The following is a 24,227-nucleotide window of genomic DNA, read 5'->3' on the forward strand; positions in this document are numbered from 1 at the left end:
CCGACGGCACCGCGCGGCCGCCCGGCCTGCCGCTGCGGACCCGCGGGATCGAGCGCGCGTACGCCCGCGGCGTGCGCGCACTGCGCCGGCACCTCGCCGCGCACCCCGAGCGCGTCCCGCACTCGCTGCTCCCCGAGCACACGCCGCCCGGAACCGTCCCGCCGCTCGACCTGCCGCCGTCGCTCGAGCTGCTGCGACGGTCGCTGCTCGCCGCGGGTCACGGCCCCGAGCGCGACCGGCCCGCACCGACCGGCACACCGTCAGCACCGTCCGCGCAGCCCGCACCGTCAGCACCGTCCGCGCAGCCCGCACCGTCCGCGCAGCCCGCACCGTCCGCGCAGCCCGCATCGTCCGCGCAGCCCGCATCGTCCGCGCAGCCCGCACCGTCCGCGCAGCCCGCACCGTCGCCGTGAGGCTCCGTGCCGGACCGGTGCCGGCCACCCGACCGTCCGTCCGTCGGCGTCGGGGCGCGTCGCCGTGCGTACGGCTACGGTGACCGGATGGGCCCCCTGCACACGTACGCGATCGACGTGACCTGGACCGGCGCCGGCACGCGCGGCACCGCGAGCTACACGTCCTACTCCCGCGACCACGACGTGCAGATCGGCTCCAAGCCGCCGCTCCCGGGGTCGTCCGACCCGGCGTTCCGCGGCGACCCGGGCCGCTACTCGCCCGAGGAGCTGTTCGTCGCGTCGATCGCGCAGTGCCACATGCTGTGGTTCCTGCACCTCGCGGCCGTCGAGGGCGTCGTCGTGGTCGCGTACCGCGACGAGGCGGTCGGCACCATGCGGGTCGAGGCCGCCGGCCACGGCCAGTTCACCGAGGTCGTGCTGCGACCGCGCGTGACCGTCGCGCACGGACGCCACCTCCCCGACGGTTCGCCCGTCACCGACGACGTGCTCGGACGCCTCCACCATGCGACGCACGAGCACTGCTTCATCGCCCGCTCGGTCAACTTCCCGGTCCGCCACGAGCCGACGACCGTCAGGTTCGCACCGGCAGTGCCGAAGGCAGCGCCCACCGACGCTCCCGCCCCCGCCTCCGCACCAGGGACCTGACGCGCACACCGACCGCGCCGACGGACGCCTCGCGCCGCGCTGCGGTCGTGCGACGACGACGGTGCGTCACGCGGTCGCGCGCTCGCGCTCCTGGTCGACCTCGGCCTCGAGCACCTCGGCCAGGAACCGGCCCGTGTGGCTCGCCGCGACGCCCGCGACGTGCTCCGGCGTGCCCTCGGCGACGACCGTGCCGCCACCGCTGCCGCCCTCGGGACCCATGTCGACGATCCAGTCGGCGTTCTTGATGACGTCGAGGTTGTGCTCGATCACGATGACGCTGTTGCCCTTGTCGACGAGCGACTGCAGCACGCCGAGCAGCTTGCGGATGTCCTCGAAGTGCAGACCCGTGGTCGGCTCGTCGAGCACGTAGATCGTCCGGCCGGTCGACCGCCGCTGGAGCTCGGCGGCGAGCTTGACGCGCTGCGCCTCGCCACCGGACAGCGTGGGCGCGGGCTGCCCGAGCCGCACGTAGCCGAGACCCACGTCGACGAGCGTCCGCAGGTGGCGGGAGATCGCCGGGACGGCGGCGAAGAACTCGGCGGCCTCCTCGATCGGCATCGCGAGCACGTCGGCGACCGTCTTGCCCTTGAAGTGCACCTCGAGCGTCTCGCGGTTGTAGCGCGCGCCGTGGCACACCTCGCACGGGACGTAGACGTCCGGGAGGAAGTTCATCTCGATCTTGAGCGTGCCGTCGCCGGAGCACGCCTCGCAGCGGCCGCCCTTGACGTTGAACGAGAACCGGCCGGGCGTGTAGCCGCGGACCTTGGCCTCGGTCGTCTCGGCGAACAGCCGGCGGACGTGGTCCCAGACACCGGTGTACGTCGCGGGGTTCGACCGCGGGGTCCGGCCGATCGGGCCCTGGTCGACGTGCACGACCTTGTCGAGGTGCTCGAGCCCGGTGACGCGCTTGTGCCGTCCGGCGACCTGCCGGGCGCCGTTGAGCTCGTTGGCGAGGACCGTGTAGAGGATCGAGTTGACCAGCGTCGACTTGCCCGAGCCCGAGACGCCGGTGACGGCGGTCAGGGTGCCCAGCGGGAACGACACGTCGATGCCCTGCAGGTTGTGCTCGCGCGCGCCGACGACGGTGAGCTGCCGTTCCCGGTCGACCTTGCGACGCTCGACGGGCATCGGGATCGACCGGCGGCCCGACAGGTACGCGCCGGTGACCGACTCCTTGGCCTTGAGCAGGCCGGTGAAGTCGCCGGAGTGCACGACGCGGCCGCCGTGCTCACCGGCGCCCGGGCCGATGTCGACGATCCAGTCGGCGGTGCGGATCGTGTCCTCGTCGTGCTCGACGACGATGAGCGTGTTGCCCAGGTCGCGCAGGCGCGTGAGCGTGTCGATGAGCCGGCGGTTGTCGCGCTGGTGGAGCCCGATGCTCGGCTCGTCGAGGACGTACAGGACGCCCACGAGGCCCGACCCGATCTGGGTCGCGAGCCGGATGCGCTGGGCCTCGCCGCCGGACAGCGTCGCCGCCGGCCGCGTGAGCGAGAGGTAGTCGAGGCCGACGTCGAGCAGGAAGCCGAGGCGCGCCTGGATCTCCTTGAGGACCTGCGCGGCGATCGCCCGCTCCCGCTCGCCGAGCTCGAGCCCGTCGAGGAACGTCCGCGCCTCCCGGATCGGGAGCGTGCAGACGTCGGCGATGGACTTGCCACCGACGCGGACCGCGAGCACCTCGGGCTTGAGGCGCGCGCCCTTGCAGACCGGGCACGGGACCTCGCGCATGAAGGCCTCGTACTTCTCCTTGCTCCAGTCCGACTCCGTCTCGGAGTGGCGGCGCTCGAGGAACGTCACGACACCCTCGAACCCGGTGGAGTACGACCGCTCGCGACCCCAGCGGTTCTTGTAGCGGACCTTCACCTCGTGGTTCTGGCCGTACAGCACCGCGTCCTTCGCACGCTTCGGCAGCGCGCGCCACGGGACGCTCGTCGAGAAGCCCATGTCCTGGGCGAGCGCACCGAGCACCCGCGCGAAGTACTCGCTCGAGATCTGCGCCCACGGCGCGACGGCACCCTCGTCGAGCGAGAGGTCCTCGTCCGGGACGATGAGGTCGGGGTCGACCTCGAGCCGGGACCCGATGCCGGTGCACTCGGGGCACGCGCCGTACGGCGCGTTGAACGAGAAGGTGCGCGGCTCGATCTCGTCGAGCGCGAGCACGTGGTCGTTGGGGCACGCGCGGTTCTCGGAGAAGCGACGCTCGCGGTGCGGGTCGTCCGCGTCGGCGTCCACAAGTTCGACGACGAGCAGACCGCCGGCCAGACCGAGCGCGGTCTCCACCGAGTCCGTGAGGCGGCGCTGGACCCCCTCGCGCGACACCAGGCGGTCGACGACGACCTCGATGTCGTGCTTGAGCTTCTTCTCGAGCGTCGGCGGCTCCGTGAGCTGGACGACCTCGCCGTCGACGCGGGCCCGCGAGAAGCCCTTGCCCTGGAGCTCCTTGAAGAGGTCGGCGTACTCGCCCTTGCGACCGCGGACGACCGGCGCGAGCACCTGGTACCGCGTGCCCTCGGGCAGCTCGAGCAGCCGGTCGACGATCTGCTGCGGCGTCTGCGCGGTCACGCGCTCGCCGCACTCGGGGCAGTACTGCGTGCCCGCGCGCGCGAACAGCAGACGCAGGTAGTCGTACACCTCGGTGATGGTGCCGACCGTCGACCGCGGGTTGCGGTTGGTCGACTTCTGGTCGATCGACACCGCGGGCGACAGGCCCTCGATGAAGTCGACGTCGGGCTTGTCCATCTGCCCGAGGAACTGGCGCGCGTACGCGGACAGCGACTCGACGTACCGCCGCTGCCCCTCCGCGAAGATGGTGTCGAACGCGAGCGAGGACTTCCCCGAGCCCGACAGACCCGTGAACACGATGAGCTTGTCGCGCGGGAGGTCGAGGTCGACGTTGCGGAGGTTGTGCTCGCGGGCGCCCTGCACCACCAGTCGATCGTTCACGGCGGGAAGTCTACGTCGCCCCACCGACACGTCGCACACGTGTTCGACCCGAGCGAACACGCGCCGACCCCGTCGCGGCGGGCACGATGGGCCCATGACGTACACCGGCGAGGTGCGGCCCGGCGGCCCGACCGACGTGCGGGTCCTCGACGAGGTCGAGATCCGCAAGGTCAGCGTCGGCCCGACGGACAACGACGCGTACCTGGTCACGTGCCGCCGTCAGCACGCGCAGCTGCTGGTCGACGCCGCGGACGAGCCCGACCGCCTGCTCGCGCTCGTCCGCGAGGGCTCGGGCGCGGCGCGCCTCGACACGGTCGTGACGACGCACCGGCACCCCGACCACCACCGGGCGCTCGCGTCGGTCGTCGCCGTGACGGGCGCGACGGTGACGGCGGGGGCCGCGGATGCGGCGGAGATCACAGCGGCCACGGGTGTCCCCGTCGACCGCACCCTCCGCGACGGCGACGTCGTCCTGGTCGGTCACGTCACGCTCGAGGTCGTCGCGCTGCGCGGCCACACCGACGGCTCGGTCGCGCTCGTCTACCGCGAGCCCGAGCGGGTGTCCGAGGCCGACACGGTCCCCGGTCGCGCGCACGTCTTCACCGGCGACTCGCTCTTCCCCGGCGGCATCGGCAACACCGGCGGTGATCCTGCCCGTTTCGACCGGCTGCTGACGGACGTCACGACGCGGCTGTTCGACCGGCTCGACGACGACACGTGGGTCTACCCCGGCCACGGCCGCGACACGACGCTCGGCGCGGAGCGTCCGTACCTCGACGCGTGGCGCGACCGCGGCTGGTGACCGCACGACGTCCCGGCCCGGGCGATGCCTCCGCTCAGTCCTCGAGCGGTCCCAGGACGGACGTCGCGACCGTCGCGTGCGCCGACTCGTCGTCGGACGGGTGGAACATCCCGGCGAGGACGTCGCGGTAGAGCCGCGCGAGCTCGCTCCCGGAGAAGTACGAGCCGCCACCCGACACGCGGATCGCGAGGTCGACGACGGTGCGCGCCGTCTCCGTCGCCCGCACCTTGAGCCCGACGAGCTGCGCGAACCACCGGGCGCCGTGCTCGGCCTGCTCGTCGACGTCGCGCGCGAGGGCGAACACCTGCAGCTCGGCGCCGTCCTGGGCGAGCGCCGCGTCGGCGACCTTCCAGCGGATGTCCGGGTCCTGCGAGTAGGCCCGCCCGTCGTGCTTCATCGAGGTGCGACGGCGTGTCGCGGCGACGCCGAGCTCGAGCGCGCGACGCCCGATCCCGGTGTAGACGGCCGCGAGCAGGATCTCGAACACCGCGAAGAGCGCGAAGACGAACGGGTCGCCGCTCGGACCGGGCGGCAGCCGCCGGTAGACACGGTCCGCGGGCGCGAGCGCGCCGTCGAGCACGGTCGTCGCCGACTGCGTGGCGCGCATGCCGAGGGTGTCCCAGTCGTCCTTCGCGGTCGTGCCGCCGTCCTCGCGGGCCACCACCCCGTGCACCAGACGCGGGTCGTCCGGGTCGCTGTCGTCGAGACCGAAGGTCGCGAGGCGCGTCCACACCGGCGAGAGCGACGTGAAGATCTTGGTGCCGTAGTAGCGGTAGCCGCCGTCGGGCTGCCGCTCGGCGCGCGTCCGGGACCCGAACATCACGAGGTCGTTGCCCGCCTCGGAGTTGCCGAACGCGAACACCTCTCCCGCGGCGGCGTCGGTCAGGACGAACGTGAACGCGTCGTCGCCCCGCTCGACGAGCAGCGCCGCGAGGCCCGTGACCACGAGGTGCATGTTGACCGCGAGAGCCGTCGCCGGCGCCGCCGCCGCGAGGCGGACCTGCTCGCGCGCGACCTCCTCGAGCGACAGGCCCGCCCCGCCGAGCCGCTCGGGCACGAACGCCGCGAGGTAGCCGGCCGCGCGCAGGTCCTCGAGGTCGTCGTGCGGGAACGTGTTGTCGCGGTCGTGCCCCGACGCGCGCTCCCCGACGCGGTCGAGCAGGTCGTCGGTCAGGAGCGTGCGGAGCGTGCGGGCCATGCGGCCACTCTGCCACCGTCCGGCGGACCCACCGACCGTGGGTCGCGACGCCGGTGCAGGATGGGCGCATGCCGACCTACGCCGTGTCCTACACCTACGACGAGCGCGTCGACGTGCGCGACCGCGTCCGACCCGAGCACCGCGAGTACCTACGGTCGCTCGCCGACGACGGTCTGCTGCTCGGCTCGGGCCCCTACACGGACGGCGACCCGGGCGCTCTCCTGGTGTTCCGGGCGAAGGACCGGGCCGCCCTCGACGCACTGCTCGCCGCCGACCCGTTCGCGCGCGAGGGGATCGTCGCCGCGACCGCGGTGCGCACGTGGGACGTCGTCCTCGGTCCGTGGAGCGCGTCCTGACACGAGTCCCACCGCGGGTCGACGACGTCGGCGCGCAGACGACGACGCCCCGGACCCTCCGCGCGGAGGACCGGGGCGTCGTCGTGCGTGTCAGGCGTCGGTCGACGTGACCGCGCGGGCGTCGTTGCGCGTCTTCACCAGGCTGGCGACGGTCGCGACGGCGAGGGTGCCGAGGATGAACGTGAGCGACAGCCAGATCGGGATCTCCGGCGCCCACGTGACGGGCTCGCCGCCGTTGATGAACGGCAGCTCGTTGACGTGCAGCGCGTGCAGCACCAGCTTGACGCCGATGAACCCGAGGATCACCGCGAGGCCCTGCGAGAGGTAGACCAGGCGCTCGAGCAGCCCGCCGATGAGGAAGTACAGCTGGCGCAGGCCGAGCAGCGCGAACGCGTTGGCCGTGAACACGATGTACGGCTCCTGCGTGAGCCCGTAGATCGCGGGGATCGAGTCGAGCGCGAAGAGGATGTCGGTCGAGCCGATGGCGATCATCACGACGAGCATCGGCGTGAAGAACCGCTTGCCGTCGATCCGGACGGTCAGCTTGTCGCTGTGGTACTCGTCCGTCGTCGGGACGACGCGCTTGAACCAGCGCACGGCGACGCCGTCGCCCACCTTCTCGTCCTCGGGGTGGTCGGGGTCGTGGTGCTCGCGGGCGAGCTTCACGGCGGTGTACACGAGGAACGCGCCGAAGATGTAGAAGACCCAGGAGAACTGCTCGATCGCCGCGGCGCCCGCGAGGATGAACAGCGTGCGCAGCACGAGCGCGATCGCGACGCCGACCAGCAGGACCTTCTGCTGGTACTCACGTGGCACCGCGAACTTCGTCATGATGATGAGGAAGACGAAGAGGTTGTCGACCGACAACGACTTCTCGGTGATGTAGCCCGCGAAGTACTGGGACCCGAAGTCCCAGCCGGTCACGATGCCCAGACCGATCCCGAAGAGGATCGCGAGCACGATGTAGAAGATCGACCAGCGCACGGACTCCTGGAAGGTGGGAGCGTGCGGGGTCCGCACGTGCGCGAAGAAGTCGAAGAAGATGAGGCCCACCACCGCGACAGCGGTGACGATCCAGACCCACACAGCAACGTCCACAGGAACAACCTCCGGTACGGGAACGACGTCGGGTACCGAAGGTCTCCCCCACCCGCTGCTCCGGGCCGAGCGCCCCGGGGACCGCTGGGTCCCGTGCTGACGACACGCTCGCTCGTGGGGTACTCCCCTTCAGGCTGTCAGCGTAGGTGACGAAAGTCCCGGGGTCATCCGCGCGCGCCGGATGTGCCGAGCGTCACATGCGTACGCATGCACAGCTCCGCCGCGGCCGCGCCGGCCCGAGGCCGCGCGTCAGGCCGTCGCCGCCTGCATCTGCCGCAGCTCCTTCTTCAGCCCCGAGATCTCGTCGCGCAGGCGCGCCGCGAGCTCGAACTGCAGCTCGCCGGCCGCGGCGTGCATCTGGTCCGTGAGCTCCTGGATCAGCCCCGCGAGCTCACCCGCCGCCGCACCCGTGAGCCGCGTCCGTTCGTCACGCGGCGCACCCTTCGACCCGAAGCCGGGGACGGGCGCCTTGCCGCGGCTCGCCTGCCGACCGGCGCCACCCAGCAGCTCGGCGGTGTCGGCGTCCTCGCGCGCGAGCAGGTCGGTGATGTCGCCGATCTTCTTGCGCAGCGGCTGCGGGTCGATCCCGCGCTCGGTGTTGTACGCGATCTGCTTCTCGCGGCGGCGGTTCGTCTCGTCGATCGCGAGCGTCATCGCGGGCGTCATCTTGTCGGCGTACATGTGCACCTGCCCCGACACGTTGCGCGCCGCGCGCCCGATCGTCTGGATGAGCGACTTCCCGGACCGCAGGAAGCCCTCCTTGTCCGCGTCGAGGATCGCGACGAGCGACACCTCGGGCAGGTCCAGGCCCTCGCGCAGCAGGTTGATGCCGACCAGGACGTCGTACTCGCCGAGCCGCAGCTCGCGCAGCAGCTCGACGCGGCGCAGCGTGTCGACCTCGGAGTGCAGGTAGCGGACCCGGACCCCCTTCTCGAGGAAGTAGTCCGTGAGGTCCTCGGCCATCTTCTTGGTCAGCGTCGTGACGAGGACGCGCTCGTCCTTCTCGACGCGGTCGTGGATCTCGCCCAGGAGGTCGTCGATCTGGCCCTTCGTCGGCTTGATGATGACCTCGGGGTCGACCAGCCCGGTCGGCCGGATGATCTGCTCGACGACGCCGTCGGACATCGACAGCTCGTAGTCGCCGGGCGTCGCGGACAGGTAGACGGTCTGCCCGATCCGCTCGACGAACTCCTCCCACCGCAGCGGCCGGTTGTCGGTCGCGCTCGGCAGGCGGAACCCGTGCTCGACGAGCGCGCGCTTGCGCGACATGTCGCCCTCGAACATCGCGCCGATCTGCGGGACCGTCACGTGCGACTCGTCGATGACGAGCAGGAAGTCCTCGGGGAAGAAGTCGAGCAGCGTGTTCGGTGCCGAGCCGGCCGTCCGGCCGTCGATGTGCCGCGAGTAGTTCTCGATGCCCGAGCACGAGCCGATCTGGCGCATCATCTCGATGTCGTACGTCGTGCGCATGCGCAGCCGCTGCGCCTCGAGCAGCTTGTTCTGGCTCTCCAGCTCGGCGAGACGCGCCTCGAGCTCGAGCTCGATGCCGTGGATCGCGCGCTCCATGCGCTCCGGGCCGGCGACGTAGTGCGTCGCCGGGAAGATCATCATCTGCTGCTCGCCGCGGACGACGTCGCCCGTGAGCGGGTGCAGCGTCGCGATCGCCTCGATCTCGTCGCCGAAGAACTCGATCCGGACGGCGAGCTCCTCGTACATCGGGATGATCTCGACGGTGTCGCCGCGCACCCGGAACGTGCCGCGCGTGAACGCGAGGTCGTTGCGCGTGTACTGCATCTGCACGAACTGGCGGAGCAGCTGGTCCCGGTCGATCTGCTGCCCGACCTCGAGCGTCACCATCCGGTCGACGTACTCCTGCGGCGTGCCCAGGCCGTAGATGCACGACACCGACGCGACCACGACGACGTCGCGCCGGGTCAGCAGCGAGCTCGTCGCCGAGTGCCGCAGGCGCTCGACCTCGTCGTTGATCGACGAGTCCTTCTCGATGTAGGTGTCCGTCTGCGCGATGTACGCCTCGGGCTGGTAGTAGTCGTAGTACGAGACGAAGTACTCGACGGCGTTGTTCGGCAGCAGCTCGCGGAACTCGGTGGCGAGCTGCGCGGCGAGCGTCTTGTTCGGGGCCATCACCAGCGTGGGGCGCTGCACCTGCTCGATGAGCCACGCGGTCGTGGCGGACTTGCCGGTGCCGGTCGCGCCGAGCAGGACGACGTCCTTCTCCCCCGCGTTGATGCGCCGGGCGAGGTCGGCGATCGCCGTCGGCTGGTCGCCCGACGGCTGGAACTCGGACACCACCCGGAAGGGCGCGACGGTCCGCTGGAGCTCGGTGACGGGACGCATGCCTCCACGGTACGGGGCACCACCGACACGCGCCGGGCCCCTCCTCCACGCGCGAGCACGCGGTCCCGCGCGGCACGCGAGCGCCGGTCGCGCGCGCCACGGGAGCGGCCGGAGCCACGACGCCCGGCGTGCCGACCGGCACCACCGGAGCGACGCGGGGCCACGAACGCACCCGACCGAGCGTCAGGCCTCCGCGCCCGCCGTGACCCGCACGTCGTGGTGCACGCGCGCCGCCGTGCGGACGACCGCCGCGACCGCGCGCGCGGAGTCCTCGACCGGGAGCCCGGGGCCGTCGCCGGCCTCGTGCGGGTCCCGCGGCACGTGCACGAACCCGCCGCGCACGCCGTCGCGGCCGTCGAGCAGGTGCGCGAGCGCGTAGGACGTCGCGTTGCACACGTAGGTGCCCGCGGTGTTCGACACCTCGACGGGCACGCCCTCCTGAGCGACCGCATCGGCGCACGCCTTGACCGGCAGCGACGAGAAGAACGCCGCCGGGGCACCGGCGATCACGGGCACGTCGACGGGTGCCGACCCGTCGGCGTCGGGGATGCGCGCGTCGATGACGTTGACCGCGACCCGCTCGAGGCCGACCGCGCCGCGCCCGCCGGCCTCGCCGACGCACACGACCACGTCGGGCGACAGCTCGGCGACCGCGGCACGCAGCTCCTGACGTGCCCGGCGGAACGACACGGGGAGCCGACGCACGACGAGGTCGACGTCCGGCTCGTCCCACGCGTCCCGCACGAGCGCGACCGCGTCCCACGACGCGTTGACGGGGTGGCCGTCGAACGGCTCGAACCCCGTCAGCAGGACGCGCGTCACGGGGTCTCGGCCGCGAGCTCGTCGGCGCGCTCGACGGCGAGCCGGTCCCACAGGTCGTCGACCTGGGTCCGCAGGTCGTCGTCGCTCCCGGTGCCGTCGAGCACCACGTCCGCGACCGCGAGCCGCTCGTCGTCGGCGGCCTGCGCGGCGACGCGCTGCTCGGCGTCCTCACGCGACATCCCGCGCAGCCGCACGAGCCGCTCGACGCGCAGCACGGCGGGCGCGTGCACGACGACGAGGACGTGGAAGGAGTCCGCCTGGCCGGTCTCGACGAGGAGCGGGATGTCGTGCACGACGACCGCCCCGTGGTCGACGACCGCGGCCGCGGCCTCGCGCTCCGCGGCGAGCCTCCGGACGACCGGGTGGACGATGCCGTCGAGCCGGCGCCGTGCGTCCGCGTCGGCGAACACGATCGACGCGAGCGCGGGCCGGTCCAGCGTCCCGTCCGCAGCGAGCACCCCGTCGCCGAACTCCGCGACCACCGCGTCGAGGCCGGCGCTGCCGGGGGCGACGGCCTCGCGCGCGAGCTCGTCGGAGTCGATCACCACCGCACCCAGCTCGCGCAGCCGTCGTGCGGCCACGGACTTGCCGGCCGCGATGCCTCCGGTCAACCCGATGCGTTGCATGCGCCCCATCCTGCCGGACGGTCGCCGGGTACGCCGACGGGCCGGCCACCCGCAGGTGACCGGCCCGTCGAAGGACTCACCGGGGACGTGCCCCGGACGAGATCAGTTGCCCGTGAGCTTCTCGCGCAGAGCGGCGAGCGCCTCGTCGGACGCGAGGGTGCCGGTGGCCTCCTCGGTGGACGACGAGTACGTCGACGGCACGGCGCCGCCGCCGGCGCTGCCGCCGTCGCCCGACGTCGCAGCCTCCGCGTCGGCCTTCGCGGCCTCGGCGACCTGCTTGCGGTGCGCCTCCCAGCGCTCGTGCGCGGCCGCGTACTGGGCCTCCCACGTCTCGCGCTGCGACTCGAAGCCCTCGAGCCACTCGTTGGTGGTCGGGTCGAAGCCCTCGGGGTACTTGTAGTTGCCCTGCTCGTCGTACTCGGCCGCCATGCCGTACAGCGCGGGGTCGAAGTCCTCCGAGGCCGGGTCGAAGCCCTCGTTGGCCTGCTTGAGCGACAGCGAGATGCGGCGACGCTCGAGGTCGATGTCGATGACCTTGACGAAGACGTCGTCGCCGACCTGGACGACCTGCTCCGGGATCTCGACGTGCCGCACGGCCAGCTCCGAGATGTGGACCAGACCCTCGATGCCGTCCTCGACGCGCACGAACGCACCGAACGGGACGAGCTTCGTGACCTTGCCGGGGACGACCTGGCCGATGGCGTGCGTCCGGGCGAACGCCTGCCACGGGTCCTCCTGCGTCGCCTTGAGCGACAGCGAGACCCGCTCGCGGTCGAAGTCGACGTCCAGGACCTCGACCGTGACCTCCTGGCCGACCTCGACGACCTCGGACGGGTGGTCGATGTGCTTCCAGGACAGCTCGGAGACGTGCACGAGCCCGTCGACGCCGCCGAGGTCCACGAACGCACCGAAGTTGACGATCGAGGAGACGACACCGGGGCGCACCTGGCCCTTCTGCAGCGTCTGCAGGAAGGTGGAGCGGACCTCGGACTGCGTCTGCTCGAGCCAGGCACGGCGCGACAGGACGACGTTGTTGCGGTTCTTGTCGAGCTCGATGATCTTCGCCTCGATCTCCTTGCCGACGTACGGCTGGAGGTCGCGGACGCGACGCATCTCGACGAGCGAGGCGGGGAGGAAGCCGCGCAGACCGATGTCGAGGATGAGGCCACCCTTGACGACCTCGATGACGGTGCCGGTGACGACGCCGTCCTCCTCCTTGATCTTCTCGATCGTGCCCCACGCGCGCTCGTACTGCGCCCGCTTCTTGGACAGGATCAGCCGGCCTTCCTTGTCCTCCTTCTGGAGGACCAGGGCCTCGACCTCGTCGCCGACCTTGACGACCTCACCGGGGTCCACGTCGTGCTTGATGGACAGCTCGCGGGAGGGGATGACGCCCTCGGTCTTGTAACCGATGTCGAGCAGGACCTCGTCGCGGTCGACCTTGACGATGGTGCCCTCGACGATGTCGCCATCGTTGAAGTACTTGATGGTGGCGTCGATCGCGGCGAGGAAGTCCTCGGCCGAGCCGATGTCGTTGACCGCGACCTGCGGGGTGGCGGGCTTCGCGGGGGTGGAGATGCTCATGTAGGGATGGGCTCCGTTGCGGACAGGAAGTTGTGCGGACAGGATGTCGGTGCTGGTCGCCGGCCCTGCGAGGGGCGATCTCCACCGCCGGGACGAGATCCCAGGTGGCGAGGTCGGACCTGGAGGAAGGCGCGCGGCACCGCCGTCCACCTTATCGGGGTGCTTGCGGGCAGGTCAAAGCGCGTCCCGCCCACCGCGTTCGGCCCGCGAGGGAGCGGACGCGGCGGACCCCTCGGCCGTCAGGCGAGAGCCCGGGCGACCGACAGCAGCTCGTCCGGCACGTGCTTGACCTTGCCCGCGATCTCGCTCAAGGGGACCAGCTCGACCTTCTCGCCGCGCAGCGCCGTCATGACGTCCGAGCGGCCCTCGGTGATCGCGTCGATCGCCGCGACGCCGAAGCGCGAGCCGAGGATGCGGTCGGTCGGCGACGGCGTCCCGCCGCGCTGCACGTGGCCGAGCACCGTGACGCGCGTGTCGAAGCCCGTGCGCTGCTCGATCTCGGACTTGAGCCGCTCGCCGATCGCGCCCGCGACGATCTCACCGAACTTGCCCACCTGGGTCTCGTAATGCATCGACGTGCCCTCCGCGGGCACCGCGCCCTCGGCGACGACGACGATCGAGAAGCTCGCGTGCGCGCGATGGCGGTGCTTGAGGAACCGCTCGATGCGGTCGATGTCGAACGGCGACTCGGGGGCGAGCACGAGCTCGGCTCCCCCGGCGATGCCCGCGGTCGCGGCGATCCAGCCCGCGTGCCGGCCCATGACCTCGACGATCATCACGCGGTTGTGCGACTCGGCCGTCGTGTGGATGCGGTCGATGGCCTCGGTCGCGATCGAGACGGCGGTGTCGAACCCGATCGACTGGTCGGTGCCCCACACGTCGTTGTCGATCGTCTTCGGGATCGCGACGATGCGGACGCCCGCCTCGGCGATCTTGCTCGCGGCGTGCAGCGTGCCGTCGCCGCCGATGCAGATGAGCGCCTCGATGCGCTCGGCCTCGAGCGTCGCGAGGACCGCGTCGATGCCGCCGTCGCCCTTGTGCGGGTGGAAGCGGGCCGTGCCGAGCAACGTGCCGCCGACGGGCAGGACGTTGCGGATGTGGCTGCGGGTCAGCGGGATCGACAGGCCGTCGACGACGCCCTTCCACCCGTTGCGGAAACCGATGATCGAGTGGCCGTACTGCCCCTCGCCGTGCTTGACGACGGCGCGGATCGCGGCGTTGAGCCCGGGGACGTCGCCGCCTCCGGTGAGCAGACCGACACGCACGGGTGACTCCTGACAGACGACGGGTGGGGGACGACGTCAGCGCTCCGTCGGGCTGCCGCGCACGTCAGCCTAGCCGTGACCAGGCGCGTCACCCGTGCCTTCGGTCCCGGTCCGTGTCGCCGGCCCGACGGTACGCGGGCGGTCAGACGCCGAGCTCGAGGGTCCGGCCGGGGATCGCGTCGAGCAGCGTGCGCGTGTACGCCGTCTGCGGGTCGTCGAACACGTCGTCGGCCGTGCCCTGCTCGACGACCCGCCTCTTCTCCATGACGCAGACGACGTCGGCGATCTGCCGCACGACGGCGAGGTCGTGGCTGATGAAGAGGTAGGACAGGCCCAGGCGCGACTGCAGGTCGGCGAGCAGGTGCAGGATCTGGGCCTGCACGACGACGTCGAGCGCCGACACCGCCTCGTCGCACACCACGAGCTCGGGCTCGAGCGCGAGTGCCCGGGCGATCGCGACGCGCTGCCGCTGGCCGCCCGAGAGCTCGCCCGGGTAGCGGCGCAGCAGCTCGGTCGGGAGCGCGACGTCCTCCATGAGGGCGTGCACGCGGTCGCGGCGTTCGGCGGGGGTGCCGATGCGGTGGGCGCGCAGCGGCTCCTCGATGGTCCGGTAGATGGTGAACAGCGGGTCGAGCGACGCGTACGGGTCCTGGAAGATCGGCTGCACGCGGCGACGGAACGTCACCTCGGCGGCGCGGTCGCGGCCCGAGCCGACGTCGACGCCGTCGAACCGGATCGTGCCCGACGTCGGCTCGGTGAGGCCGAGCATCATGCGCGCGACGGTCGACTTGCCCGACCCGGACTCCCCCACGAGCGCGACGGTCCGGCCGCGCGGCACGGTGAAGCTCACGTCGTCGACGGCCGTGAAGTCCGTGGACCGGCTGAACAGGCCGCGGCCGCGCAGCTTGAACACCTTCGTCACGTGCTCGACCTCGACGATGGTGTCGGGCCGCGCGCCGGCGTCCGCCGCGGCGGGCGCGTCGGCGGTCGCGGTCGTGACGCCCTCGCCGAGCGACGGCGCGAGCAGGTCCTCGGCCGCGACGTCGGCGTCCCCGGTCTCCTTGGCGATCGCGATGCGCCGCGACGCGAGCGACGGCGCGGCGGCGATGAGGCGGCGCGTGTACTCGTGCTGCGGGTTCTGCAGGATCTGCCGGGCGGGGCCCTTCTCGACGACCTCCCCGCGGTACATGACGACGACCGTGTCGGCCCGCTCGGCCGCGAGCCCGAGGTCGTGCGTGATGAGCAGGACGGCGACCCCGAGGCGTGCGGTGAGCGCGGTGAGGCCGTCGAGGATGGTGCGCTGGACGGTGACGTCGAGCGCGGACGTCGGCTCGTCGGCGACCAGCAGGCGGGGTCGCGCGGACAGGCCCATCGCGATGAGCGCACGCTGCCGCATACCGCCCGAGAACTCGTGCGGGTACTGCTGCGCGCGTCGTGCCGCGTCGGGCAGGCCGGCCTCCTCGAGCAGCTCGACGGTGCGCGCCTGCGCGGCCGACCCGCGGGCGACGTCGTTGTCCTCGAGCGCCTCGACGATCTGCGAGCCGACCCGGCGGACGGGGTTGAGGTTCGACATCGGGTCCTGCGGGACGAGGCCGATCTGCGCACCGCGCAGGCGCGACATCTCCGCCGCGCTCAGACGCACGACGTCCTGGCCGTCGAAGAGGATCTCGCCGCCCGTGACCGCGCCGTTGGCCGCGAGCAGGCCGAGCACGGCCGCGGCCGTCGTCGACTTCCCCGAGCCGGACTCCCCCACGACCGCGACGGTCTCGCCGGGGTGGACGTCGAGGCTGACGCCGCGCAGCGCGGTGGTCGACCCCGCGTCGGTGCGGAACTGCACCTCGAGGTCGCGCACGGAGAGCAGCGGCTCGCCGCCGAAGAGACCTGCCACGTCACTCACCGCTTCCTCGACCGGGGGTCCAGCGCCTCGCGCAGCGCCTCGCCGAACAACGTGAACCCGAGCGCCGTGACCGCGATGCACGCGCCCGGCCACAGGGCCAGCCGCGGCGCGATCTCGAGCTCGTTCTGGGCCGAGGTGAGCATGCGCCCCCACTCGGCGGTGGTCGGCGAGCCGCCGCCGAGGCCCAGATAGGACAGGGCCGCGGCCTCGATGACGGCGGTCGCGAGCAGCAGCGTCGCCTGGACGATGACGGGCGACACGCTGTTCGGCAGGACGTGGCTCATCGTCACGGTCCGCTTGCTCAGACCCAGCGACCGCGCGGCCAGCACGTAGTCCTGCCCACGTTGCGCGAACATCGAGCCGCGCAGCAGCCGCGCGAAGATCGGGACCTGCACGACGCCGATCGCGATGACGACGGCCGCAGGGGTCTGACCCGCGATCGCCGCGATGGACACCGCGAGCAGCAGGCTCGGGACCGCGAGCAGCAGGTCGACGAACCGCATGATGACGTTGTCGGTCGCGCCGCCGAGCCCGCCGGACAGCGCGCCCAGGACGAGCCCGCCGAGCAGGCCGAACAGCGTCGACAGCACACCGATGAGCAGCGACGCCCGAGCGCCCCAGACGAGCTGCGAGAACAGGTCGGCGCCGTACCGGTCGAGGCCGAGCAGGTACTCGTCCGACGGTCCGGGGATGTACGTCGGGCGGACCTCGGCGCGACCCGGCAGCTCGCCCGCGTCGTACGGCGCGATGAGCGGCGCGAACACCGCGACGAGGATGAACACCACGACGATCGCCGCGCCGACGATCGCGCCCGGGTTGCGGCGCAGGCGCCGCGCGGCGAGGCGCCAGTGGGACGCGCCCGCGAGGCGCGCCTCGTCGGTCGCGCGCCCCTGGCCCAGCGGTGCGTTGGGGACCTCGTAGACCTCGGGCGCGCTCATCGCGTCGCCCGGGTGCGCGGGTCGATGAAGCCGTACGAGACGTCGACGACGAGGTTCACGAGTGCGTACACCACCGCGATGATGAGGATGAAGCCCTGCAGGACGGCGTAGTCCAGGTTGAAGATCGCGTTCGCGAGGAAGCTCCCGATGCCGGGGAACGCGAACACGGTCTCCGTCAGGACCGCGCCGGACAGCAGGAGGCCGACCTGCAGGCCGATGGTCGTGGCGACGGGCAGCATCGCGTTGCGCAGGATGACGCGTCGTCGCAGGCGGTCCGGTCCGAGGCCCTTGGCGCGGGCGGTGCGGACGTAGTCCGCGTCCTGCACCTCGATGACGGACGACCGCGTGATGCGGGCGATGATCGCGAGCGGGATCGACCCGAGCGCGATCGCGGGGAGCACGAGGTGCATGAGCGCGTCCCAGCTCGCGTCCCACTCCCGCGTGAGGATCCCGTCGAGGACGTAGAACCCCGTGGGGTGCGTCGCGATCATCGTCGGGTCCTGCCGTCCGGTGGACGGGAACCAGCCGAGGTTGACCGCGAACGCCCACTTGAGCAGGAACGCGAGGAAGAAGACGGGAATCGTCACGCCGATGAGCGACGCGACGACCGTGAGGTGGTCGAGCGGACGACCCTGGCGGCGGGCCGCGACGTAGCCGAGCGGGATCGCGACCCCGACGGCGACGATCAGCGCGACCACGGTGAGCTCGATCGTCGCGGGGAACCGGTTGGTGAACTCCTCGAGGACCGGCCGGCCGGTCCGGGTGGAGACGCCGAAGTTGCCCTGGAGGAGCTGCCCGAGCCAGGTGACGTACTGCTGGATCAGCGGCTTGTCGAAGCCGTAGAGCTCGTTGACGCGGGCCACCGCCTCCGGGGTGGCGCGCTCCCCCAGGAGGGCCGTGGCAGGACCTCCCGGGAGAGCGCGCACCCACAGGAACAGCAGGACCGACAACCCGAGCAGGGTGGGGACGAGCAGCGCGAGGCGCCGCAGGATCAGTCGGGTCATCGAGTGGTGCGGTCTCTCTCAGCTGCCGAGCGTGATCACGTTGTAGACCTCGTCCTGGACCGGCGAGGCCGGGTAGCCCTTGACGTCGTCCTTGAACGCGAGTGACGGGACCGGGTGCGCGAGCGGGATGCCGGGCAGGAACTCCAGGAGCTCGGCGTTCGCGGCCTCGTACGCGGCCTTCTGCTCGTCGATGTCCGCGACGTACCGGGCGTCGTTGATCGCCTGGAAGATCGCGGGGTTGTCGAAGCCCCACTCGTTCGAGGGCCCGCCGAAGAAGACCCCGATGAAGTTGTAGGTGTCGTTGTAGTCACCGGTCCATCCGAGCAGGTGCAGGCCGTGGTCCGGGGTGCCCTGGATCTTGTCCAGGTACTCCGGGTTCCACGGGTCCGGCACGGCGTTGACGGTGATGCCGACGGCCTCGAGGTCCGCCTTGATCGCCGTGAAGACCTGCTCGGGCGTCGGCATGTACGGCCGCGAGACGTTGGTCGGGTAGTTGAAGTCGAGCGTGAGGTTCGACTGGCCGGCCTCGGCGAGCAGCGCCTTGGCCTTGTCCGGGTCGTAGTCGTACGTCTCGACGTCGGCGTTCCAGCCGGAGACCGACGGCGGGACGAAGTTCGTCGCGACCTCGGTGCCCTCGGGGAGCGTCTGGGCGACGAGCGCCTCCTTGTTGATCGCGTACGCGATGGCCTGCCGGACGCGCAGGTCCGCGAGCTCGGGCTTCGCCTGGTTCATCGCGAGGTACAGGATGTTGAACGGCTCGCGGTTGACGATCTGGAAGCCGTCGCTCTTGAGCGCCTCGACGTCCGCGGGACCGACGAGGTCGTACCCGTCGATGTCGCCGGCCTGGAGGGCCTGCCGCCGCGCGGTCGCGTCGGAGATGATCGGGAAGACGATCCGCTTGATCTGGCCCTGCTCGCCCCAGTAGTCCTCGTTCGCGACGAGCACGACCTCCTCGCCCGGGCTCCAGGAGTCGAACGTGTAGGGGCCCGTGCCCGTGGGGTGCGCGTTCGCGTACTCGGGCAGGACGGGTGCGTCGCCCTCACCGGTGACGTTGTCGGCGTCGTACTCCTCGAGCGCCGTGGGCGACTGCATCGAGAACGACGGGAGCGACAGCGCCGAGATGAGCTCGGGCAGCGGGCTCTTGAGGTGGACGACCGCGGTCGACGCGTCGGGCGCCTCGCAGCTCTCGTACTTGCCGGTGCCGTTGAGGGTCTCGACGTCGCTCGTCGCGAAACCGCCGTTGACCTTCTGCCAGTAGTACGACAGCGACTCGGACTGCAGCACGCCGGTGAAGTTGTTCCACCGGTCGAAGTTGAAGCACACCGCGTCGCCGTCGAAGTCGGTGCCGTCCTGGAACTTCACGCCCTCCTTGAGCTGGAAGGTGTAGTCCAGGCCGTCGTCGCTCACCTCCCACGACTCCGCGAGGAGCGGGGCCGGGTCGGCGGTGCCCGGCTCGGTGCCCACGAGACCTTCGAAGATCTGCCGGGCGACACGGAACGACTCGCCGTCGTTCGCGAAGGCGGGGTCGAGCCCCGCCGGGTCGGAGGACGCGGCGAAGATGAACGTGTCGCGTCCACCGCCGCTCGCGCCGTCGGTCGAGCCTCCGTCGGAGTCACGATCGCTCGCGGCGCACGCCGTGAGCGCGAGTGCTCCGACCGTCGAGACGGCCACCAGCTTCCAGGACTTCACCACGACCACCCTTCGTCGACGGGGTACCGGCACGCCGGGCGCCGGAACGGCCCAGAGGCTAGGCGGCCCACGTGACCACGTTGTTACGCGGGAGTACCTGCTCGTTACGTGCCAGTACGTTCACTGGTCGCGGGCGACACTAGCGACATGTCTGGAAATTACAACCCGGCCGAGCCCGACCCGCTCGCCGACGCCGGCTACCGCGAGGTCCCCGACGCCGAGGGTGGGGCCGCGGGACGCGGGTGGTGGGACGCCAACGCCGAGGAGTACCTGGACGAGCACGGCGCGTTCCTCGGGCCTGCCGACTTCGTGTGGTGCCCGGAGGGGCTGCGCGAGGAGGACGCCGGGCTGCTCGGCGACGTGACCGGTCGGCGCGTGCTCGAGGTCGGCGCCGGTGCGGCCCAGTGCGCGCGCTGGCTGGGCACGCGCGGCGCGCACGTCGTCGCGACCGACGTGTCGCACGGGATGCTCGCGGGCGGGCTGCGGTACGACGCGGCGGAGGGCACGCGCACGCCGCTCGTGCAGGCGGACGCCCGCGCGCTTCCGTTCGCGGCGGACTCCTTCGACGTCGCCTTCACGGCCTTCGGCGCGATCCCGTTCGTGCCCGACGCGGAGCGGGTCCACGCCGAGGTCGCGCGCGTGCTGCGGCCCGGCGGGCGGTGGGTGTTCGCCGTGACGCACCCGCTGCGGTGGGCGTTCCCGGACGACCCGTCCGCGCACGGCCTCACGGCGACGCGCTCGTACTTCGACCGCCGGCCGTACGTCGAGACCGGTGCGTCGGGCCGGGTCCTGTACGCCGAGTACCACCGCACGGTCGGCGACCACGTCGCCGAGCTGACCGGCGCGGGGTTTCTTCTCGAACGGCTCGTCGAGCCCGACTGGCCCGCCGGGCACGAGCGCGTCTGGGGCGGCTGGGGTCCCGTGCGCGGCGCGCGGCTGCCCGGCACGGCGATCTTCGTCACGCGCCTGCGCTGACGGACCGCGCACGGCGGCCCGGGGTGCGGACGAGCTCCCGCAGCCCCGGGCCGTCGTCGGTCAGTGCACCGTCGCCTTCTCGGCACCCGCACCCGTGAGGGAGCGGACCTCCATCTCGGCGAACTTCTCGGGGTGCGGCTTCTCCTTGCTGAGCAGCGTCCCGAGGATCCCGAGGAGGAACGCGAGCGGGATCGAGATGATCCCCGGGTTCTCGAGCGGGATGAGGTGGAAGTCGATGCTCGTGTCGCGGATCATCGACAGGCTCGCCCCCGTCTTCGGGTCGACCTTGCCCGACACGACCGGCGAGATGACGATGAGCAGGATGCACGAGATCAGGCCGCCGTACATGCTCCACAGCGCGCCCGCCGTGTTGAACCTCTTCCAGAACAGCGAGTAGAGGATCGTCGGGAGGTTCGCGCTGGCCGCGACCGCGAACGCGAGCGCGACGAGGAACGCGACGTTCTGGCCGTTGGCGAAGATGCCGCCGATGATCGCGAGGATGCCGATGACCACGACCGTGATCCGCGCGACGCGGACCTCGCCGTCGGGCTTGACCTCGCCGCGCTTGAGCCAGTTGGCGTAGATGTCGTGCGCGAACGACGCCGCGGCGGTGATCGTGAGCCCGGCGACCACGGCGAGGATCGTCGCGAACGCGACCGCCGAGATGATGCCGAGCAGGATCGTGCCGCCGAGCTCGTACGCGAGCAGCGGCGCCGCCGAGTTCACGCCGCCCGGTGCGGACGTGATCGTCTCCGGCCCCACGAGCGCGCCTGCGCCGTACCCGAGGACGAGCGTGAACAGGTAGAAGATGCCGATGAGCCAGATCGCCCACACGACGGACCGCCGGGCCTCCTTGGCCGACGGCACCGTGTAGAAGCGCATGAGCACGTGCGGCAGACCCGCCGTGCCGAGCACCAGCGCGAGGGCCAGCGACACGAAGTTGAGCTGGCTCATCGCGCTCGCGCCGTACTGCTTGCCCGGCTCGATGAGCGCCTCACCGCCCTCGCCCGCCTGGTCGATCGCGCCCTGCAGCAGGTCGGACAGGTTGAACCCGTACTTCGACAGCACCCACAGCGTCATCACGCCGGCGCCCGCGATGAGCAGCACCGCCTTGATGATCTGCACCCACGTGGTGCCCTTCATGCCGCCGACGAGGACGTACAGGATCATCAGCGCGCCCACGACGGCGATGACGACGCCCTGCGCGGCACGGTCGTCGATGCCCAGCAGGAGCGCGACGAGGCCGCCCGCGCCGGCCATCTGCGCGAGCAGGTAGAAGAACACCACCGCGAGGGTCGACAGGGCCGCCGCCATCCGGACCGGACGCTGACGCAGCCGGAACGACAGGACGTCCGCCATGGTGAACCGGCCCGTGTTGCGCAGCAGCTCCGCGACCAGCAGGAGCGCGACGAGCCACGCGACGAGGAACCCGATCGAGTAGAGGAACCCGTCGTAGCCGTTGATCGCGATCGCCCCGCAGATGCCGAGGAACGACGCCGCGGACAGGTAGTCGCCGGCGATCGCCGTGCCGTTCTGCGGACCGGTGAACGAGCGACCGGCCGCGTAGTAGTCGGCGGCCGTGCGGTTGTTGCGCGACGCGCGGAACACGATGACCAGCGTCACCAGGACGAAGGCACCGAAGATCGCGATGTTGACGATCGGCTCGCCGACCTGCTCGGTCGCGGTGCGGACGACGGCGCTCACGCGACCTCACCGCTGTCGAGCGTGCCTTCCTCGATGTGCCGGCGGAGGCGCTCGGCGACGGCGTCCTGGCGGTTGTTCGCCCACCGCGCGTAGATCATCGTGATCGCGAACGTCGAGACGAACTGGCCGAGCCCGAACAGCAGGCCGACGGTGATGTTGCCCCACACGCGCGTGCCCATGAAGTCGTGCGCGTAGGTGGAGAGCAGGACGTAGAGGAAGTACCAGACGAGGAACAGGGCCGTCATCGGGAACACGAAGTTCCGGAAGCGACGGCGCAGCGCCTGGAACTCGGCGCTGCGCTGGACGCGTTGGTAGTCGGTCTCTGGGCTGTCGCTGAACGTGTCGGTCATGCGCGCCTCCCGGGGGACGTCGGACGTGGCGGCGTTGCCACAGGCGCCCACTGTGGCCCAGATCACGCTCGTCCACTAGCGGTGTTTTCGTCTGGATCGTCGAAAGTCCGTCGAAAGTTCGTCCCGACCCTGGTCCGGGGGAATCCGTCGCCCTCACCAGCACCTCTGGCGCGGACCCGCGCGCGGTCGCCGCCGCGAGGCGACCAGGTCGTCGCCGGAGCCGACCATCCGCCCCGCTGCACCCCCTGCGGGCGTCGCGGGCGGGCGTCGCGGACGCCCTACAGTGCTGCGGTGCCCACGCCTCCGGACCCGCCCCGCGGCCGCCGTCCCGAGCTGGACGCGCTGCGCGGGCTCGCCGCCCTCTCGGTCCTGCTCTTCCACGCGCTGACGCTCAACTCGGCGACCCTCCTCCTGGGGGCTCAGCTCGGCGAGGTCCACCACTGGGCGGCGCGGCTCCTCGTCGACACGCCGCTCCACGTCGTGTGGCTCGGCGCCGAGGCCGTGTGGCTCTTCTTCGTCCTCTCCGGGTTCGTGCTCACGCGGATGACGATGCGTCCCGGGTTCTCGTGGGCGGGCTACTACCCCAGCCGGCTCGTCCGCCTGTACCTGCCCGTCGCGATCGCCGTGCTGCTCGCGTGGACGACGTACCTCTACCCGCACGTCCCCGGGCCCACGCAGCCCCAGGCGACGGCCGTCGACTACCCGATGTCGAGCGTGCTGCACGACATGACGCTCGTCGGCGGCACGACGTCGTCGCTCGGCGTCCTGTGGTCGCTGCAGTGGGAGATCGTGTTCTCGCTCCTCCTGCCGCTCTACGTCCTGCTCGTCCGCACGCGGCCCGTCATCACCGGCGTCGTCGCCGCGGTGGCCTGCTACCTCGGCTGGCGCTACTCCGACGGCGCCCTCTCGTACCTGCCGATGTTCTTCGTCGGCACCGTGCTCGCGCACGGCTGGGACCGCGTCGAGCGGTGGACCGCCTTCCTCGCCCGGCGCCGATGGTGGGCCTGGGCCGCCGGAGTCGGCCTCGCGGTCGCGGCGGTTCTCGCGATGACGTCCGCCTACCTCGTCGGGCGCCCCCTCGCCGCGACCCCCGTGCCGACCTGGACCGGCATGGCCGCGCGCAACCTGCTCGTCCCCGTGGTCGTCGCGGGCATCGTCCTGCTCATCGTCCTCGTGCAGACGTGGCCGCCGCTGCGCGCCCTGGTCTCGTCGCGGCCGTTCGTCTACCTCGGCACGATCTCGTTCAGCCTGTACCTCGTGCACCTGCCCCTGCTGGTGCTGTGGCTCTACGTCGTCGGCCCCGGCAAGAAGGCCGCGGCGATCGGCACCGTCACCTCGCTGGTCGCGGCGGTCGTCTTCTACCAGCTGGTCGAGCGGCGCGCGCACGCGTTCTCACGACGGGTCGGCCGCCGCGCCGCCACCGTGCTCGACCGGCCCGCGACGGCCGCGGCAGCGCCGGCGCCGGACGCTCGACCGGAGTCCGCCGCGCCGACGGGGACGGACGCGGCGCACCCGTCCGGCGCGTCCGCGGACAACGCAGCGCTCGCCGAGCGCACCGCCACGCGC

The 24,227-nt window shown here is 71.7% G+C and carries 20 protein-coding genes; 6 read left to right on the forward strand and 14 right to left on the reverse strand.

The features are described from left to right. Both CTKZ_RS21390 and CTKZ_RS04025 read left to right on the forward strand, forming a co-directional pair. A partial coding sequence (locus CTKZ_RS21390; RefSeq protein ID WP_371852321.1) for a hypothetical protein occupies window positions 1-413 on the forward strand: 413 nt, incomplete at its 5' end. A gap of 87 nt (window positions 414-500) precedes the next feature. After that, window positions 501-1,058: an OsmC family protein gene (locus CTKZ_RS04025; protein WP_124341733.1), complete on the forward strand. Its 558-nt coding sequence runs from the start codon at window positions 501-503 to the stop codon at window positions 1,056-1,058. 66 nt (window positions 1,059-1,124) lie between these two features. Here the strand turns inward: CTKZ_RS04025 and uvrA are convergent, their stop codons facing one another. After that, window positions 1,125-3,998 carry an excinuclease ABC subunit UvrA gene (uvrA, locus tag CTKZ_RS04030; RefSeq protein WP_124341734.1) on the reverse strand — a complete coding sequence of 958 codons (2,874 nt, stop codon included), beginning with the start codon at window positions 3,996-3,998 and terminating at the stop codon, window positions 1,125-1,127. Window positions 3,999-4,092: 94 nt separating this feature from the next. Between uvrA and CTKZ_RS04035 the strand changes: the two genes are divergently transcribed. Continuing rightward, window positions 4,093-4,800 carry an MBL fold metallo-hydrolase gene (locus tag CTKZ_RS04035; RefSeq protein ID WP_124341735.1) on the forward strand — a complete coding sequence of 236 codons (708 nt, stop codon included), beginning with the start codon at window positions 4,093-4,095 and terminating at the stop codon, window positions 4,798-4,800. Window positions 4,801-4,834: 34 nt separating this feature from the next. Here CTKZ_RS04035 and CTKZ_RS04040 read toward each other — a convergent pair whose 3' ends face one another. Next, a complete protein-coding gene (locus CTKZ_RS04040; protein ID WP_124341736.1) occupies window positions 4,835-5,998 on the reverse strand; it encodes an acyl-CoA dehydrogenase family protein in 1,164 nt (387 codons plus the stop codon). Window positions 5,999-6,066: 68 nt separating this feature from the next. Here CTKZ_RS04040 and CTKZ_RS04045 point away from each other — a divergent pair, with 68 nt between their 5' ends. Next, entirely contained in the window at window positions 6,067-6,354 is a 288-nt protein-coding gene (locus tag CTKZ_RS04045) for a YciI family protein (protein ID WP_124341737.1), read from the forward strand. Between the two features lie 90 nt (window positions 6,355-6,444). Here CTKZ_RS04045 and CTKZ_RS04050 read toward each other — a convergent pair whose 3' ends face one another. From CTKZ_RS04050 to CTKZ_RS04095, 10 genes are all read right to left on the reverse strand, one after another. Next, entirely contained in the window at window positions 6,445-7,452 is a 1,008-nt protein-coding gene (locus tag CTKZ_RS04050; protein WP_124341738.1) for a TerC family protein, read from the reverse strand. 249 nt (window positions 7,453-7,701) lie between these two features. Then, a complete protein-coding gene (gene uvrB, locus CTKZ_RS04055) occupies window positions 7,702-9,807 on the reverse strand; it encodes an excinuclease ABC subunit UvrB (protein WP_124341739.1) in 2,106 nt (701 codons plus the stop codon). A 183-nt stretch (window positions 9,808-9,990) separates the two neighbouring features. After that, window positions 9,991-10,629, reverse strand: a complete 639-nt coding sequence (pcp, locus tag CTKZ_RS04060; RefSeq protein WP_124341740.1) for a pyroglutamyl-peptidase I — start codon at window positions 10,627-10,629, stop codon at window positions 9,991-9,993. Next, window positions 10,626-11,255 carry a dephospho-CoA kinase gene (gene coaE / locus CTKZ_RS04065; protein WP_124341741.1) on the reverse strand — a complete coding sequence of 210 codons (630 nt, stop codon included), beginning with the start codon at window positions 11,253-11,255 and terminating at the stop codon, window positions 10,626-10,628. Before coaE ends, pcp begins: the two co-directional genes overlap by 4 nt. A 102-nt stretch (window positions 11,256-11,357) precedes the next feature. After that, window positions 11,358-12,839 (reverse strand): 30S ribosomal protein S1, encoded by a 1,482-nt coding sequence (gene rpsA, locus CTKZ_RS04070; RefSeq protein ID WP_124341742.1) that lies wholly within the window; start codon window positions 12,837-12,839, stop codon window positions 11,358-11,360. A 239-nt stretch (window positions 12,840-13,078) separates the two neighbouring features. Then, complete coding sequence (locus CTKZ_RS04075) at window positions 13,079-14,104, reverse strand: 6-phosphofructokinase (RefSeq protein ID WP_124341743.1); 1,026 nt, start codon at window positions 14,102-14,104, stop codon at window positions 13,079-13,081. Window positions 14,105-14,246: 142 nt separating this feature from the next. Then, on the reverse strand, window positions 14,247-16,001 hold the full coding sequence (locus tag CTKZ_RS04080) for a dipeptide ABC transporter ATP-binding protein (RefSeq protein WP_124341744.1): 1,755 nt from the start codon (window positions 15,999-16,001) through the stop codon (window positions 14,247-14,249). After that, complete coding sequence (locus tag CTKZ_RS04085; RefSeq protein WP_124341745.1) at window positions 15,998-16,939, reverse strand: ABC transporter permease; 942 nt, start codon at window positions 16,937-16,939, stop codon at window positions 15,998-16,000. The genes CTKZ_RS04080 and CTKZ_RS04085 overlap by 4 nt, the downstream gene beginning before the upstream one ends. Next, the gene (locus tag CTKZ_RS04090; RefSeq protein ID WP_124341746.1) at window positions 16,936-17,943 is read right to left on the reverse strand and encodes an ABC transporter permease; all 1,008 of its coding nucleotides are present in this window, start codon (window positions 17,941-17,943) and stop codon (window positions 16,936-16,938) included. The genes CTKZ_RS04085 and CTKZ_RS04090 overlap by 4 nt, the downstream gene beginning before the upstream one ends. 18 nt (window positions 17,944-17,961) lie before the next feature. After that, on the reverse strand, window positions 17,962-19,632 hold the full coding sequence (locus tag CTKZ_RS04095; protein WP_124341747.1) for an ABC transporter substrate-binding protein: 1,671 nt from the start codon (window positions 19,630-19,632) through the stop codon (window positions 17,962-17,964). 147 nt (window positions 19,633-19,779) lie between these two features. Here CTKZ_RS04095 and CTKZ_RS04100 point away from each other — a divergent pair, with 147 nt between their 5' ends. Then, on the forward strand, window positions 19,780-20,607 hold the full coding sequence (locus CTKZ_RS04100) for a class I SAM-dependent methyltransferase (protein WP_124341748.1): 828 nt from the start codon (window positions 19,780-19,782) through the stop codon (window positions 20,605-20,607). Window positions 20,608-20,667: 60 nt separating this feature from the next. Here CTKZ_RS04100 and CTKZ_RS04105 read toward each other — a convergent pair whose 3' ends face one another. Both CTKZ_RS04105 and CTKZ_RS04110 read right to left on the reverse strand, forming a co-directional pair. Next, the gene (locus CTKZ_RS04105; RefSeq protein WP_124341749.1) at window positions 20,668-22,311 is read right to left on the reverse strand and encodes a monocarboxylic acid transporter; all 1,644 of its coding nucleotides are present in this window, start codon (window positions 22,309-22,311) and stop codon (window positions 20,668-20,670) included. Beyond that, complete coding sequence (locus CTKZ_RS04110; protein ID WP_124341750.1) at window positions 22,308-22,661, reverse strand: DUF485 domain-containing protein; 354 nt, start codon at window positions 22,659-22,661, stop codon at window positions 22,308-22,310. The genes CTKZ_RS04105 and CTKZ_RS04110 overlap by 4 nt, the downstream gene beginning before the upstream one ends. 291 nt (window positions 22,662-22,952) lie before the next feature. Between CTKZ_RS04110 and CTKZ_RS04115 the strand changes: the two genes are divergently transcribed. Next, window positions 22,953-24,227: acyltransferase family protein (locus CTKZ_RS04115; RefSeq protein ID WP_160142821.1), on the forward strand; the 1,275-nt coding region annotated here is incomplete at its 3' end.

Source organism: Cellulomonas algicola (assembly GCF_003851725.1).
Taxonomy (GTDB): Bacteria; Actinomycetota; Actinomycetes; order Actinomycetales; family Cellulomonadaceae; genus Cellulomonas; species Cellulomonas algicola.